Origin of the sequence: Mycobacterium sp. Root135, from assembly GCF_001426545.1 — a bacterium.
In the GTDB taxonomy this organism is placed as follows: domain Bacteria; phylum Actinomycetota; class Actinomycetes; order Mycobacteriales; family Mycobacteriaceae; genus Mycobacterium.
In genome coordinates this window covers 78382-92504 of the sequence record NZ_LMEZ01000010.1, presented here as the reverse complement: position 1 = coordinate 92504, position 14123 = coordinate 78382, and the positions used below count along the sequence as shown (strand labels likewise).

At 68.0% G+C, this 14123-nt stretch carries 15 protein-coding genes; 6 read left to right on the top strand and 9 right to left on the bottom strand.

The features are described from left to right. Positions 1 to 2: 2 nt before the first annotated feature. Entirely contained in the window at positions 3 to 1721 is a 1719-nt protein-coding gene (locus ASD37_RS29290; protein ID WP_056560793.1) for an alpha/beta-hydrolase family protein, read from the top strand. Beyond that, on the top strand, positions 1718 to 2356 hold the full coding sequence (locus ASD37_RS29285) for a CPBP family intramembrane glutamic endopeptidase (RefSeq protein ID WP_235568593.1): 639 nt from the start codon (positions 1718 to 1720) through the stop codon (positions 2354 to 2356). Before ASD37_RS29290 ends, ASD37_RS29285 begins: the two co-directional genes overlap by 4 nt. Here ASD37_RS29285 and ASD37_RS29280 read toward each other — a convergent pair. Together ASD37_RS29280 and ASD37_RS29275 are read right to left on the bottom strand one after the other, a co-directional pair. Beyond that, positions 2323 to 2745: a PPOX class F420-dependent oxidoreductase gene (locus ASD37_RS29280; protein WP_056560286.1), complete on the bottom strand. Its 423-nt coding sequence runs from the start codon at positions 2743 to 2745 to the stop codon at positions 2323 to 2325. The two genes, ASD37_RS29285 and ASD37_RS29280, sit on opposite strands and share 34 nt — an antisense overlap. Positions 2746 to 2785: 40 nt before the next feature. Beyond that, positions 2786 to 3991 carry an MCE family protein gene (locus ASD37_RS29275; RefSeq protein WP_056560283.1) on the bottom strand — a complete coding sequence of 402 codons (1206 nt, stop codon included), beginning with the start codon at positions 3989 to 3991 and terminating at the stop codon, positions 2786 to 2788. A 16-nt stretch (positions 3992 to 4007) separates the two neighbouring features. Between ASD37_RS29275 and ASD37_RS29270 the strand changes: the two genes are divergently transcribed. Beyond that, positions 4008 to 4400 (top strand): sterol carrier family protein, encoded by a 393-nt coding sequence (locus ASD37_RS29270; protein WP_056560280.1) that lies wholly within the window; start codon positions 4008 to 4010, stop codon positions 4398 to 4400. Here ASD37_RS29270 and ASD37_RS29265 read toward each other — a convergent pair. Next, positions 4397 to 5695 carry a DoxX family protein gene (locus ASD37_RS29265; protein WP_235568592.1) on the bottom strand — a complete coding sequence of 433 codons (1299 nt, stop codon included), beginning with the start codon at positions 5693 to 5695 and terminating at the stop codon, positions 4397 to 4399. The genes ASD37_RS29270 and ASD37_RS29265 overlap by 4 nt on opposite strands. Before the next feature lie 142 nt (positions 5696 to 5837). On the opposite strand from ASD37_RS29265, the gene purF reads away from it, so the two are divergent. Beyond that, a complete protein-coding gene (purF, locus tag ASD37_RS29260; RefSeq protein ID WP_056560274.1) occupies positions 5838 to 7382 on the top strand; it encodes an amidophosphoribosyltransferase in 1545 nt (514 codons plus the stop codon). A gap of 34 nt (positions 7383 to 7416) precedes the next feature. Here purF and ASD37_RS29255 read toward each other — a convergent pair whose 3' ends face one another. Both ASD37_RS29255 and ASD37_RS29250 read right to left on the bottom strand, forming a co-directional pair. Further along, the gene (locus ASD37_RS29255; RefSeq protein ID WP_056560271.1) at positions 7417 to 8394 is read right to left on the bottom strand and encodes an NAD(P)H-binding protein; all 978 of its coding nucleotides are present in this window, start codon (positions 8392 to 8394) and stop codon (positions 7417 to 7419) included. A gap of 73 nt (positions 8395 to 8467) precedes the next feature. Beyond that, positions 8468 to 8908: a cupin domain-containing protein gene (locus ASD37_RS29250; protein ID WP_056560269.1), complete on the bottom strand. Its 441-nt coding sequence runs from the start codon at positions 8906 to 8908 to the stop codon at positions 8468 to 8470. Positions 8909 to 8976: 68 nt separating this feature from the next. Between ASD37_RS29250 and purM the strand changes: the two genes are divergently transcribed. Continuing rightward, positions 8977 to 10056 carry a phosphoribosylformylglycinamidine cyclo-ligase gene (purM, locus tag ASD37_RS29245; RefSeq protein WP_056560266.1) on the top strand — a complete coding sequence of 360 codons (1080 nt, stop codon included), beginning with the start codon at positions 8977 to 8979 and terminating at the stop codon, positions 10054 to 10056. 37 nt (positions 10057 to 10093) lie between these two features. Here purM and ASD37_RS29240 read toward each other — a convergent pair whose 3' ends face one another. Then, positions 10094 to 10282 carry a DUF3073 domain-containing protein gene (locus ASD37_RS29240; RefSeq protein ID WP_056560264.1) on the bottom strand — a complete coding sequence of 63 codons (189 nt, stop codon included), beginning with the start codon at positions 10280 to 10282 and terminating at the stop codon, positions 10094 to 10096. A gap of 147 nt (positions 10283 to 10429) precedes the next feature. After that, positions 10430 to 11509 carry a folate-binding protein YgfZ gene (locus ASD37_RS29235; protein WP_056560261.1) on the bottom strand — a complete coding sequence of 360 codons (1080 nt, stop codon included), beginning with the start codon at positions 11507 to 11509 and terminating at the stop codon, positions 10430 to 10432. A gap of 43 nt (positions 11510 to 11552) precedes the next feature. Here ASD37_RS29235 and ASD37_RS29230 point away from each other — a divergent pair, with 43 nt between their 5' ends. Further along, entirely contained in the window at positions 11553 to 12422 is an 870-nt protein-coding gene (locus ASD37_RS29230) for an aminodeoxychorismate lyase (RefSeq protein ID WP_056560258.1), read from the top strand. A gap of 502 nt (positions 12423 to 12924) precedes the next feature. On the opposite strand, the gene ASD37_RS29225 is transcribed toward ASD37_RS29230, so the two are convergent. Both ASD37_RS29225 and ASD37_RS29220 read right to left on the bottom strand, forming a co-directional pair. After that, on the bottom strand, positions 12925 to 13557 hold the full coding sequence (locus ASD37_RS29225; RefSeq protein ID WP_056560787.1) for an FABP family protein: 633 nt from the start codon (positions 13555 to 13557) through the stop codon (positions 12925 to 12927). A gap of 262 nt (positions 13558 to 13819) precedes the next feature. After that, on the bottom strand, positions 13820 to 14122 hold the full coding sequence (locus ASD37_RS29220; protein WP_056560256.1) for a DUF1416 domain-containing protein: 303 nt from the start codon (positions 14120 to 14122) through the stop codon (positions 13820 to 13822). Position 14123: the final 1 nt, after the last annotated feature.

Below are 14123 nucleotides of genomic sequence, written 5' to 3'. Positions count from 1 at the left end.
ACATCCCACGGCGCCGGCGAGGCGTCGAACGTCACCCCGTCGTCGTCTGGGCGTGGAGCCTGGTGCGCCTCGACTTCGGCGGGGTCGCCGTGGCCACCGTCTTCTTCTGCTTGTCGCTGACGCCGTCGCTGCTTCCGCGGGACTGGCTGTTCCAGGGGTTGATCGGCGGTATCAACGCGTCGATCGGCTACGCCATCGGCGTCGTGCTCGCCAAGGTGTTCCACCGTTTCGCACTGCACCATCGGCAATGGTGGCCGCCGTCCAGGAAGACGCTGAACGCACTGAAGGTCGGCGTCGTCGCCACCTCGATCGTCGTGTGCGTGTCGATGCTGATCCCGGCGGCGGCGTGGCAGCGTCAGGTGGCCGCCGAAATGGGCATCGACGGGCCTACCGACCTGGGGTACCTCCGCACCCTGGGGGCAGCCGTGGTGGTCGGCGGTGCGTGCGTGTGCGCGGCCCGGGTGCTCTACGACGCGGTCAAATCGCTTGCCAGGATGTTCATCCGGCGGTGGCACCTTCACCAGGAGACCGCATTGCTCATCGGGACGGCCATCGTCGTGGTGGTCGTGGTCACCCTGGTCAACGGCGTTCTGTACCGCGGCTTCCTCGCCGGGGCCAGTCGGGTGTTCCAGCCACAGAACTTCACCACCCGCGACGGCGTCGCCCAGCCGAGCCAACCCGAAAGATCGGGCAGCCCGACGTCATTCGCAGCGTGGGAGACGCTGGGCTTTCAGGGGCGGAACTTCGTGGCGACGGGGCCGCACGCGGCCGAACTGACTGGGCTCGCCGGTCGGCCAGCCAAGGAACCCATCCGCGTGTACGCAGGCCTCGAGACCGCCGACACCGACCAGGCCAGAGCCAACGTCATCGTCAGCGAGTTGATGCGCACCGGCGCATTCGACCGCAAACTGCTCGTCATCGTTCCGACCACCGGCACCGGATGGATCAACCCGGTGGCCGCCAGGTCGATCGAGAGCATCTACGCCGGCGACACCGCGCTCGTCGGCGTGCAGTACTCGTATCTGCCGAGCTGGATTTCGTTCCTTGGGGACCGGGACAAGTCCGTGCAGTCGGCTCGCGTGCTCGTCACCGCCGTGCACGATCGCTGGTCTCGACTGCCTGCCGAGCGCAGGCCGAAGCTGGTGTTGTACGGAGAGAGCCTGGGGTCGCTCGGAGGGCAGGGTGCCTTCGACTGGCTTCCCGACATCGCGCGGATGGGCTTCTCCGCGGTGCTGTGGGTCGGCCCACCCAACCAGAGTTCGTTGTGGAGCGCTTTGGTGCAGCGCCGTGATCCCTGGACTCCCGAGGTCGAGCCGCGCTACGACAACGGCAGCACGGTGCGCTTCTCGCAGGCCAACACCAGCGCCGACATCGCGGAGATCGCCAGGCCGGAATGGGGCGGAACCAGGGTGCTGTTCCTGCAGCACGCCTCTGACCCGATCGTCTGGTGGTCGCCGGAGCTGGTGTTCGAGCGACCGGACTGGCTGGTCGAGCCGGCGGGACTGGACCGCACGACGTCGATGCGCTGGTACCCCATCGTCACCTTCTGGCAGGTCAGCGCCGACATGACCAACGCCTCCAGCGTGCCCGCCGGGCACGGTCACAACTACGGCGACTCCGTGCTCGACGGCTGGGTCGCCGTCATCCCGCCGGACGGGTGGACGAGCGCAGACACCGAACGAGTCCGCGCCGCCGTGCACGACGCCGGCAGCGAATATTGACCAAGCCAAGCGCGACAAGACCATTGGTGCTGGCGGCCGCGCTGGTCGGCTGGAGTCTTGTCTCGCCGAAGCTGCCGTCGCGGTGGCACGTACTGCTCAACGCCATCCTCGGTGGGGCGCTGGTCTGGTGGGCCGACGCACCGCTCGGACTGCGACCGCCCGCATCGACGGACGGTGTGCGGCTTGGTCTTCGGGTGGCTGCCGCGGTGTCGGCGACGGTGGCCTCCGCCATGGCCGTGCCCGCCGTTAGGTCTGGTGCGAGGCGACGGGCGATTCCGGGGTCGGCCGCGGAATGGGTGTTGATTCGCATCCCGATCGGCACGGTCTGGTCGGAGGAGGCCGCATTCCGGGCAGCGCTGGGAACCGTTGCGGCGCAGTCCTTCGGACCGCGGTGGGGCCGCGCCCTCCAGGCGGCGGCGTTCGGGCTCTCGCACGTCGCCGACGCGCGCGGAGCGGGGGAGACGGTCGTCGGGACCGTGGCCGTCACCGGCGCGGCGGGCTGGGTCTTCGGATGGCTGTACGACCGCTCGGGAAGCCTCGCCGCGCCGATGCTCGCGCACCTGGCGGTCAACGAGGCGGGAGCGGTCGCGGCGTTGACGGCTCAGACGTCGCGGCTGTCCGCCTCGAGCAGATGAGGTTCGGTGTCGGTGTCGTCGATGCCGAAGGCGATGATCCTGCGTGGCGTGATCCGAATGATCGCGGCATCGAGATGGTCACCTGCGGGTCCGGTGGCGGGGCCCGCGTCCGCTTGCACCGCGATTCCGCGGACTTCCAGGCACCGCACCCGCCACGGATCGCGCGACACGATGTCGTCGACGACGAAGGCGACCGTTGAGTGAGTGGCGACGTTGCGGAACTTCTGGCTCTTCGACATGTGGTAGCCCGCGATGTCGATGGTTCCCAGCTTCTCGTTGTAGGTGAATCCGACCGGACTGTTCTGGAGCGTGCCGTCGGGCCGGACGGTGGCCAAGCGCCCAATGTCGGTGTGGCCCATGAACTCGACTTCGTGTGGTCTGAACGTCATGCAACCAACGTAGAACCTCAACGACTGTTGACGTCAAGGCTCAGGGGTTGATGGTCAGCTCGCCGATCTGACGGCCCCAGACGTGGTCGACGGCGAGGGGCTGGCCCAACTCGACGTGGTTGTAGGGCGCAATGCTGTACCCGGTGTCCATCACCAAATAGGGGTGCGGCCACAGGTCGTAGGTCACCTTCTGCCAGCAACCGGGCCGACCCTCCGGGCCGCCACGGGCGTTGATTCGCGGCAGATTGTCGGGATAGATGTACGGATTGCCCGCGCCGGTCAGCGTTCCGAACGCCGCCAGAGAGTATCCGTTGTCGCCGCCGAGGGACGAGGCGATCCTCGGCCCGACGTCGTGATAGTTGCGCAGGGTGCACAGAATCATGCCGCGGTAGTCGTCGAGCAGTGCTGTCGTCGGCACCAGGTCCGCCGCGACACGAATGAAATACGGCCCGGCGCGCTGCAGCGGATCTGCTGCGCTGTCGCCGAATCCGATGGCCGCCATCAGCGCGGAGTCGACGTCGCCACGGCGCGCGTTGAGCGAGCGCGCGGTGGTCACGGCGGAGTCGAGCCCGTCGAACAGATTCGGCGCAGCGTCGGCGTAGACGTCGAGCAGTTCGCCGGAGCGCGCGACGTCATCGCCGAACCGGGGCAACCGCGGGTTCAGGTCGGCGAGGATCGCGTTGGCGTCCTCGAGCGACACCCCGAATCTGGTTCCCAGGCCGCCAAGGGCCTGTGCCGTGGCGGTCAGCGTCTGGTTCAGCTTGACCGGGTCCACCTTGTCCGCGATCGACGTGACCGTTTCGAAGAGTGTGTTGAACTCCGTGGTGACCGACTGCACGGGGATCACCGACCCGGGTGAAACCCGCTCTGCGGACGGGGTTTCCGGTGACCGGAAGGACACGTACTTGTTGCCGAACACGGTGCTGGCCCTGACGTCGGCCAGGACGTTGGAGGGTATCGACACCAGGTATTCGTCCTTGACGTCGAGGACGATCAGCGCTCGCTCGCGACCGTCGACCTCGGCGGTGTCGATGCCGGCAACCCGCCCGATCTCGACGCCGTTGAGGGTGACCTTCGAGCCGGGGTCGACGACCAGGCCGGCCCGGTCGGACATCACCACGAGTTCGGTCTGCCCGACGAAGTCGCCGCGGTACTGTTTGGCCATCAGCACGCCGAAGAGCACGACGATCGCCATTAGCACCGCTCCTGCCAGCCTGTATGGCGGCCGGTGGCGGTCGAAAGCCATTCTGGGAGACTAGGGTATGGCCGCCCGCCGCATAGCGGATCCGACGAAGACCCGCGAAGCCGTCTCGGCCGTCGCGGCTTGGCTGCGTGACGACACCGTCGCCATGCCCGACCGCAGCGCCATCGCCGACGCGGTGCGCCTGACGGCCAGGACCCTTGCCGCTCAGGCGCCCGGTGCCAGTGTCGAGGTGCGGGTGCCGCCCTTCGTTGCCGTGCAGTGCATCTCGGGTTTGGCGCACACCCGCGGAAACCCGCCGAACGTAGTCGAGACCGACCCCCGAACCTGGCTGCTGTTGGCCACCGGTCTTCTGGCGATGCCCGACGCGTTGGCCAACGGGACGTTGCAGTCGTCTGGGTCGCGCGCCGGGGAGATCGCCGACTGGCTGCCCGTCGTCCCGCTCGTCTCCTAGCCGAAGAACGGCGCTTCCTGCACCCAATGAAACCCGCGGTTGCGCAGCGTGAAGTCCTCCAGTGGTCGACGTTCCAGAACGACCGTCGTGGGCTCGTCCTTCCAACGACCGGTCAGGCGCAGGTCGTCGCCCGCCCTGTCGATCGCGAACGAGCCGCCGCCGTCCGGCACCGACAGTGTGCCGCCCGTGGTGTCGGCCGCGACGTCGACCAGATCGCCGTTCATCAGTTGGTAGGTGAGGACACCGGGCTGGTCGAATACGACTCTCTGCCAGCGGATGTCGTCGGTCAGCAGGGGTGGGCGCGGGGTTCCGTCGACCGAGAACTCGGCGACCTGCCAGATGCCGTAGAGGTCCGGCTTGGCCCGCCCGTCACCGAATTCGCGCCACGTCTGCAGGCCGAGCACCACGCACCCGACCAACACCCACACGCCGAGGAGCGTTTGGCCGACCCCGGCCAGCCGGTTGCGTCGCGGCGAGTCGAACAGGGCGGATCGCCGCTCTGGGCCCACGCCACGGCCGAGCACCACGACGTCGACGAGCCGTCTTGCGTTGGGCGCCAACAGGAGTGCGCTGATCAACACCAAGTGGAACGACAGGATCTTGACCGGCACGTCGTAGGTCATGTTCAACAGGAAGATCTGTCCCGTCCCGGCCAGGCTCACCAACGCCCCGAGCGTCGCCGTCCTCGGAACGAACAACAGCGCCCCGGCGAGCACCTCGACGGCTCCCAGCGCCATTTCGTACGGGTGGGAGGTACCGACCTGCAGCCACAGCACCGCCATCGGACTCAGGTTTCCGAACGGTTCGATCAACGCGGCGAGAGGCGGTGACGGCATCTGCGTCGGAATGAGCTTCGCGAAACCGTAGAACAGCATCTGACCGCCGAGGCACAGGCGCAGGAACACCGTGAACCACGCCGCCAGCCTCGGGTACTGCCAACGCCGTCGGTCCAGCACCGACCACGCGACGGTCGCCAGCACCGCCACCGTCAGAAGAAACGCGACGTACACCCAGATCGCGGCCTGGTCGCCGCTGCCGGACCCGGGTGTCAGAACCGCGTCGACGCCGAGGACCGTGCGACCGAACCACCCGGTGAGCGGTTGGAGTGCCACCTGCTGCCAGATGACGGCGCCGCTCGGCAGCACGCCGGCCAACACCCCGGCGTAGACGAACGTGATCTGCGCGAACGTGAGACAGAACAACCCGAAGTAGACGACGCAGAACCGGAAGACGATCCGGGTGCCCAGGCGCCAGGCCCGTGATTCGTCGTCGGCCTGCACTCCATCGGGTTCCACGCGCGTCACACCTCCGTCGAGAAATGCGCGCGGCCTGCTCGCTGTTGAAGTGGTCACGGACACGCGCATCGATTCCACCTTCGACCGATGTTGACCGTAGACTGAAGCCCGTCACCCACAGCCCCTAGGGAGCACACTGATCGTGACCGCCGAGCAGATCGACCTGATCGACAAGACGGACGACGAGCCCAAAGAAGAATGTGGCGTCTTCGGCGTCTGGGCACCTGGCGAAGATGTGGCGAAGCTCACGTACTACGGCCTATATGCCCTGCAGCACAGAGGGCAGGAGGCGGCAGGCATCGCCGTCGCCGACGGCTCCCAGGTGCTGGTGTTCAAGGACCTCGGTCTGGTCAGCCAGGTATTCGACGAGCAGACTCTCGCGGCGATGGAAGGCCACGTCGCGATCGGCCACTGCCGGTACTCCACGACCGGATCCACGACCTGGGAGAACGCCCAGCCGGTGTTCAGGAACACCGCGGCCGGAACCGGCGTGGCACTCGGGCACAACGGCAACCTCGTCAACACGACCGAACTCGCCGCCCGCGCCAGAGAAGCGGGACTGACCGACATGCGCGGGGCCACCTCGGCCACGACGGACTCCGACATCCTCGGCGCGCTGCTGGCCCACGGTGCAGCGGACGCCACCCTCGAGCAGGCCGCACTGGAGTTGTTGCCGACGGTTCGCGGTGCCTTCTGTCTGACCTTCATGGACGAGAACACGCTGTACGCCGCCCGCGACCCGCACGGCGTGCGCCCGCTGTCCCTCGGCAGGCTCGACCGCGGCTGGGTGGTGGCCTCCGAGACGGCCGCCCTCGACATCGTCGGCGCCGCCTTCGTGCGCGACATCGAACCCGGCGAGCTACTGGCCATCGACGCCGACGGCGTCCGCTCCACCCGCTTCGCCAACCCGACTCCCAAGGGTTGTGTCTTCGAATACGTCTACTTGGCCCGGCCCGACAGCGTCCTTGCCGGCCGTTCGGTGCACACCACCCGCGTCGACATCGGCAAGCGCCTCGCCCGCGAGAGCCCGGTCGAAGGCGACCTGGTGATCGGCGTGCCCGAATCCGGCATTCCGGCGGCCGTCGGCTATGCGCAGGAGTCCGGCATCCCCTACGGCCAGGGCCTGATGAAGAACGCCTACGTCGGCCGCACCTTCATCCAGCCGTCGCAGACCATCCGTCAGCTCGGCATCCGGCTCAAGCTCAACCCGCTAAAGGAAGTCATCCGCGGCAAGCGACTGATCGTCGTCGACGACTCGATCGTGCGCGGCAACACCCAGCGCGCGCTGATCCGGATGCTCCGCGAGGCCGGCGCACTCGAGGTACACGTCCGCATCGCCTCGCCGCCGGTCAAGTGGCCGTGCTTCTACGGCATCGACTTCGCCACGCCCGCCGAGCTGATCGCCAACGCGTCCAACGCGGGAGCCAACGAAGCGGAGATGCTCGACGCGGTGCGGCGCGCAATCGGCGCCGACAGCCTGAACTACATCTCGCACCAGGGCATGATCGCGGCGACCGAGCAGCCCGCATCCCGCCTCTGCTCGGCGTGCTTCGACGGGGAGTACCCGATCGAGCTGCCCAGCGAGTCGGCGCTCGGCAAGAACGTCATCGAGCACATGTTGGCCAACGCGGCCCGTACCGGCGTCCAGTCCGACAACGACAACGTCTCGGCGCTTCGTCGCCCCTGACGACCGCCGTCCCTGACGGCGGCCGGCCCCAAAGCTACTGCGGCGCAACCGAACTGAAGCGGATCAGGTGACGTCGACCCTTGCCGTTGGTCCCGTCCTGTTCGAGCGCGCGGCGCACCGAATCCCGGTAACTCGTCAGGCCACCGGGTGGCGGCGGGATGACGTCGTCGATGTCGTGCTCCGACATGACCGCGTCGTGGGCGAGTGACTCCACCAGCGGCCGGGCCAGCCCGGACGGAATGGGCGTCACCAAGCCCACCCACCAACTCGCGATGCTCGGCGTCAGCAGGGGCAGCGCGACGATGACCCGCCTGCGTAGCCCTGCCTCCTCTGCGTAAATCTGCATCGCGTCGGCGTACTCCAAGACGTCCGGGCACCCGACGTCGAAGGTGCGCGACTTCGACATCGGCGCGTCGGCGGCCTCGGCGAGGTAGTACAGCACGTCGTCGACGGAAATCGGCTGGATCTTGTTGCGCACCCACTTCGGCGTCGTCATGACCGGCAGCCGGTCGGTGAGGTGGCGAACCATTTCGAAGGACGCCGACCCGGACCCGATGACGATGCCCGCCTGCAGGACCACCGCCTCCACCGACGACGCCATCAGGACTTCGCCGACCTTGTTGCGCGACTCCAGGTGGCGTGACAGTTCGCCCTTGGGGTGCAGGCCGGAGAGATAGACGATGCGACGCACGCCGGCCTTTTCGGCGGCGGCGACGACGTTGTGCGCCGACTTCTCCTCTTCGCGGACGAAGTCCTTCGAGGTGCCCATCGAGTGGACGAGGTAGTAGACGACGTCGACCCCGTCGAACGCGGCCGTCAGCGACTCGGGATCGCTCAGGTCGCCGCGCACCACCTCGACCTCGTCGCGCCACGGCACGTCGCGCAGTTTGTCCGGTGTGCGCGCCATCGCACGCACGTTCTCGCCGCGCTCCACGAGTAGGGCGGCGAGGTGCCCGCCGATGTATCCGGTTGCACCCGTCACCAGTGAGCGGCGTGACTCAACGTCCGACATCTAGCCTCCGTCCGTCGGTTTCCACTACCGAGGTATTCGGAGCAGACAGGGATACAGATGTCCGCCCGGGGACCTATTCAAACGGGCAGCCCGGGTTAGGTGCGTCGACCGCCAGCGGAGCGCCCGCGTCGTCGATGTAGAGAACCCACATCACGACGGGCTCGAAACCGAGGTTGCGGCCGACGTGTACGTGGTCGGGGCCGCTGCCCTCGGTGATGGGCGACCCCGCCGTGTAGACGCCGTCGATCGAACAGTCGGCGAAGTTGTGGGTCAGCGTTCCCGACCGGACGACACCGAATATGCGGCCCGGATGCCAATGCCACCCCGTCGTGCCGCCCGGCGCGATGGTGATTTCCTTGGTGATGTAGTCATGGCCGTCCACGGTGGCCTGCGACAGCACCCTGGCCTCCACCCCGGCGCTGGGGGAGGCCGACGCCGTCGCCGCCACACCGAGAGACGACGCGACGGCCGTCACGGAGACGCCGACAGTGACCAGTCCGCGCAGGGTGTTCATGTGCGCAGCGTGTCACACCAGCGATGGAATGTGCACCGCGATCGGTGCGACCGGTACCCTCATACCCGATGAGCGAGGATCAGCGGCCCGACGACAGCATCGCCTCCTACGCGTCTGCGGGGGTGGACATCGAGGCGGGTGACCGCGCAGTCGAACTGTTCAAACCGTGGGCGGCCAAGGCGACTCGACCAGAGGTGCGGGGAGGGCTCGGCGGATTCGCCGGCCTGTTCGCCTTGCGTGGGGGATACCGCGAGCCACTTCTCGCGTCGTCCACCGACGGGGTCGGCACCAAGCTGGCCATCGCGCAGGCGATGGACAAGCACGACACGGTCGGCCTGGACCTGGTGGCGATGGTCGTCGACGACCTCGTCGTATGCGGGGCCGAGCCCCTGTTCCTGCAGGACTACATCGCCGTCGGCCGCACGGTGCCCGAACGCGTGGCCGAGATCGTCTCGGGCATCGCGAACGGTTGCGTCATCGCCGGCTGCGCACTGCTCGGCGGCGAGACCGCCGAACACCCGGGACTCATGTCCCCGGACCATTACGACATCTCCGCGACCGGGGTCGGCGTCGTCGAGGCCGACGACGTTCTCGGGCCCGATCGCGTCAAGCCGGGCGACGTCATCATCGCGATGGCCTCGACCGGGCTGCATTCCAACGGATACTCCCTGGCCCGCAAGGTGCTGCTGGAGATCGACCGTGGCAACCTCGCCGGGCACGTCGAGGAATTCGGCCGCACTCTCGGCGAGGAACTGCTCGAACCGACGCGCATCTACGCCAAGGACTGCCTCGCGTTGGCCGCCGAAACCCAGGTGCGGACGTTCTGCCACGTGACCGGCGGCGGACTCGCGGGCAACCTCGAGCGGGTCATCCCGAACGGGTTGAGCGCCGAGTTGGATCGCGGAACGTGGACGCCCGCTCCCGTGTTCGCGATGATTGCCCAACGAGGGCGCATCGAACGCGCAGAGATGGACAAGACGTTCAACATGGGGATCGGCATGGTCGCCATCGTCGCGCCGGAGGACACCGACCGTGCGTTGGCGATTTTGACTGCGCGACACCTGGATTGCTGGACCCTTGGCACTGTCACCAAGGGCGGCAAGGGAATGTCACGGGCTCAATTGGTCGGGCAACACCCGAGGTTCTGAGCTCCGCGACGTCGACCCGAGTTCCGGGGAGACCGCTCTAGCGGCGCCAGTCGTCGTCGTCGACCCAGCGATCGTCCACTGGCCCGTCGCTGCTCAGGATGTCCGGCTCGGGGGAACCGGAACCACCCAGCTCCTGCTGTAACCGTTGAAAATCGGTTTGTGGCGAGCTGTACTTAAGGTCGCGAGCGACCTTTGTCTGCTTCGCCTTCGCCCGGCCGCGGCCCATAGGGGACCCCCTCGCGCAATAACGGAGCGGCCCGATTAGCAGGCGGCTCCGATCTGAATGTGTTTTATCGTCCTGACGACACTTTACCGTGCCCGGCGGTCTCATGCTGGCAGGGTGGTCTCCACGGCGAGCGCGGCGACTTCCAGGTCAACGCTTGGCGCTCCGCAGACGTTCCACGGCGAGCCGTCCAGCGCCCACCGCAGCAGCCTCCGGCATCGAGTCCGGATCGATGAGAGCACTCACCTCGGTCTCGCCGCCGGTGGTCAACTGCGTGTCCGCGGGAACGCCGCGCTTGAGCAGCGCCACCGCGATCGGACCGAGGTCGACGTGGTCGACGACGGTGCCGAGACGCCCGATGGAGCGCCCGCCGGCGAGCACGGGATCACCGGTCACCGGCCGGTCCGCGGACCCGTCCAGCTGCAGCAGGACCAGCATCCGGGGCGGCTTCCCGAGGTTGTGGACGCGCGCGACGGTCTCCTGACCTCGGTAACAACCCTTTTCGAGGTGAACGGCACCCTCGCCGGGGCCACCGATCCAGCCAACCTCGTGCGGGATGGTCCGCTCGTCGGTGTCGACGCCAAGCCGTGGTCGGACGGCCGCCGCGCGGTGTGCTTCGTAGGCCCAGATGCCCGCCGGTGTGACGCCTGCCGCGAGAAGCCTGTTCCGCCACGCCGGCACCGCGTCGCGCGGCACCACCAGGTCGACCTCGTCCGCGCGCAGCGTGCGGACGAAACCACCGTCTGCCAGCGGCGATGCCGATGCCAGGGCGGGAAGCTCGGAGACGCCGATGGCCGCCAAGACGGCGGGATCGTTCACCCGCGGGCCGACGAGCGACAGGACGGCGAGATCCGCGGGCTCGGCGACGACGGCGGCCCAAAAGATCATCTTGCGCAGGTAGGCCAGCAGGGGTTCGCCGCGCCACGGTTCGGTGTCGATGACGGTGACCCCGTCGAGCTGGGTCTGCAACCAGTGATCTTCGACACGTCCCTGCACGTCGAGGCTCAGATTCTCGACGACCGCGCCGTCGGGAAGGTCGACGACGTGCTGACTGGAGATCGTGTGCAGCCACTTGCGCCGCTCGTCACCGGTGAGCGCGATGGTGGCGCGATGTGACCGATCCACCAGGACGACGCCGTTCTGCGCGGCACGCTGCTCCCCGAAGGGATCGCCGTAGTGCCACGTGGCGCCCGCGTCGGGACCGGACTCTGGAGCGGGGACGGCAGACATCCTTCCAGCGTACGGAGGTCGACCCGCACTATCCTCGGGCCCCATGGCGTCCACCGGCGAGATCGTCGTCACCCTCGCCGGCGAGGTCGTCCCCGCGGACCATCCGGTTGGCCGCGTCGACGATCCGCTGTTCGCTCGCGGCGACGGCGTCTTCGAGACCCTGCTGCTCCGAAACGGGCGCGGATGCCTGATCGGCGCGCACCTCGACCGGCTGGCGCGTTCCGCCTCGACCGTTGGCTTGCCGCCACCGGAGGAGGCTCAGTGGCGGACCGCCGTCGAGTCGGCGGCCCAGGCGTGGCCCGGCGCCGGCGACGCGGTCATGCGGTTGGTGTTCGGCCGTGGGCGGGGTGGCGGACCGATCGGCTTCGTCACCGTCTCGCCGCTGCCCGACCGGGCGCTGATCGCGCGGCGGGACGGGGTCTCGGCGATGACGCTGGACCGTGGGTTCTCCGTGGCCGACTGCCCACGTGATTCTGCCCCGGCTCCGTGGTCGATCGTCGGAGTGAAGTCGCTGTCCTACGCCGCCAATGCCGCTGCGCTGCGCCACGCCCAGCGTCTCGGAGTCGGTGACGTGGTGTTGACGAGCAGCGACGGATTCGTGCTCGAAGGTCCACGGTCGAACGTCGTCATCGTCGCAGAAGACGGCGTGTTGGCGACACCGCCGAGCACGCTGCCAATTCTCGCCGGCACTACGGTCGCGGCGGTGTTCGAGTCCGCCAGCCGACGTGGCAAAACGTGCGAGGAACGTCCGCTCCGGACGTCGGATCTCCTTGCCGCCAAAGGGGTTTGGTTGCTTTCCAGCATCACTTTGGCGGCGCGGGTGCACACGTTGGACGGTGCAGTCCTGCCCGCCGCCGACGGGTCGTTCGACATGGCCGTGATCGTCGACGAGGCAGTCGGTGGGGCGGACTGATTTGGTGCCGAAAATCGGTTGCCGACACCGGGTTACGGGGGTACCTTCGATTTCACACGTGAAAGGAGGTGGTCCGAGAATTTGATTAGCTCATGGACAAGTGAGGTGGCTGCCCGCTAGCAGCACCGGGTGTTTACCAGCGTGCGCTGGCGAATTCCCAGCAGTCACCCGGCCCCCGAGCCCCTCGGTCCGTCCAACCAGGAACCAACGGCTCGGGGGCCGCTCCATGTCCGGGGCTAGTTCGCAGGCCCGGGACCGAGCGGCGAGCAATCCCGCATCGCGTCACGCCAGGTGTTCTCGTCGACTCCGGGCGGGGCCGCCACGGCCGGGCCGACGGCCGCGGGAACGCCGTGCTTCGCTAGACAGTCGGCAAGCGATCCGTGCGCGCTCGACGTAGCGGGCGGCGCAGTGGGTTCGGGTGACTTTGGCTCGGCCGATTCCGCGGCGCACGACGCCAGCAGGCACGTAGCGCCGACCGCTCCGGCAAGGCTGCGCAACCGCACTAGCCGACGTGCCGCGTCAGCCGCGCCGAAAGGTGTGGAACGAGGCCGCCGTCGGCGTCGACGCGTTCCTCGACGTACGCAAGGTCACCGCCCTCGACGATGCCGTAGAGCCGCTTGGCGCCGCCGACGAGCACGCCCGACTTGCTTCGGGCCAAGGCATCGGTCGCCAGTTCCCACGAGGACTGGTTCAAGGGGTGGCCGTAGAACAATTCCACGTAGCCCGACGAATGAGCCAGCAGAAGCTCGATTGCCTGGGTTTCCGCGGGATCGTCCGGGTCGTTCACGAAGCGCCAAAAGCCGGACTCCCGGAGCGACGGACCCACGTACTCGCCGGTCTCCGACAGCAGCCAGGACCGCGCTTCCCACGTCAGATATTCGCCGCCGTCATGGGACACCGAAATCTGCTGGCCGAACGGATAGTCGCCATCCGCGCCACGACCGGTGCCCTCGCCGCGCCAGACGCCTACGAGTGGCAGCAGGGCCAACAGCGCATCGTTGAGGCTGACGCCGTCGCGGAGGTTGGCCGTGTCGGTGGGAACGGGTAGATCGTCGAACGCGGGAATGTTCCGCGCGGCGGTGATCTTGGCGCGCTCTGCGGCGGTCGCCAGGGCACGGTCACCCGAACCGGGGATTACCGAACTCCCCGAACCCTCGGGCTCACTCGCCTCGCCAGGGACTTCGGGGGTGTCGTCTGCCGTCACAACTCGTCGGTGACCAGCCGGTACACCGCATACACGGCGAACCAGGTGATGACGACGACTGCCACGATGAGCAGAATCTCGAAGAAGAGAACCACGTCGTCGATTCTAGTTGCGCCACCCAGCCGTGCGGCGACCGGGGGTTCCAGCGCCGCAGCGGTGCCCACTACTCACGTGGGCACCGCTCCTCTGGGGGTTAAGCGACCTTGACGTCGACTTCGTGGATCCCGGCGCCCGACGGCGCAACGCTGGCATCGCCGTTGCCCGCGGGCGACAGGGCGCGCAGCGTCCAGGTGCCGGGGGCGGCGAAGAAGCGGAAGTCACCGGTCGCCGACGCGACGACCTCGGCGGTGAACTCGTCGGAGGCGTCGAGAAGGCGCACGAACGCCCCGCCGACGGTCTGACCGGCACCGTCGACGACGCGACCGGTGATGACCGTTTCCTTTTCGAGGTCAACGCTGGCCGGCAGCGTCAGTCCTTGCTTGGGTGCAGAGCACATA

Bases quoted from the DNA above. Each gene is read 5' to 3' on its own strand.
- ASD37_RS29280 (WP_056560286.1), bottom strand. From the start codon at position 2,745: ATGACGTTCAGACCACACGAAGTCGAGTTCATGGGCCACACCGACATT.
- ASD37_RS29275 (WP_056560283.1), bottom strand. From the start codon at position 3,991: ATGGCTTTCGACCGCCACCGGCCGCCATACAGGCTGGCAGGAGCGGTG.
- ASD37_RS29270 (WP_056560280.1), top strand. From the start codon at position 4,008: ATGGCCGCCCGCCGCATAGCGGATCCGACGAAGACCCGCGAAGCCGTC.
- ASD37_RS29255 (WP_056560271.1), bottom strand. From the start codon at position 8,394: ATGTCGGACGTTGAGTCACGCCGCTCACTGGTGACGGGTGCAACCGGA.
- ASD37_RS29250 (WP_056560269.1), bottom strand. From the start codon at position 8,908: ATGAACACCCTGCGCGGACTGGTCACTGTCGGCGTCTCCGTGACGGCC.
- purM (WP_056560266.1), top strand. From the start codon at position 8,977: ATGAGCGAGGATCAGCGGCCCGACGACAGCATCGCCTCCTACGCGTCT.
- ASD37_RS29240 (WP_056560264.1), bottom strand. From the start codon at position 10,282: ATGGGCCGCGGCCGGGCGAAGGCGAAGCAGACAAAGGTCGCTCGCGAC.
- ASD37_RS29235 (WP_056560261.1), bottom strand. From the start codon at position 11,509: ATGTCTGCCGTCCCCGCTCCAGAGTCCGGTCCCGACGCGGGCGCCACG.
- ASD37_RS29230 (WP_056560258.1), top strand. From the start codon at position 11,553: ATGGCGTCCACCGGCGAGATCGTCGTCACCCTCGCCGGCGAGGTCGTC.
- ASD37_RS29220 (WP_056560256.1), bottom strand. From the start codon at position 14,122: ATGTGCTCTGCACCCAAGCAAGGACTGACGCTGCCGGCCAGCGTTGAC.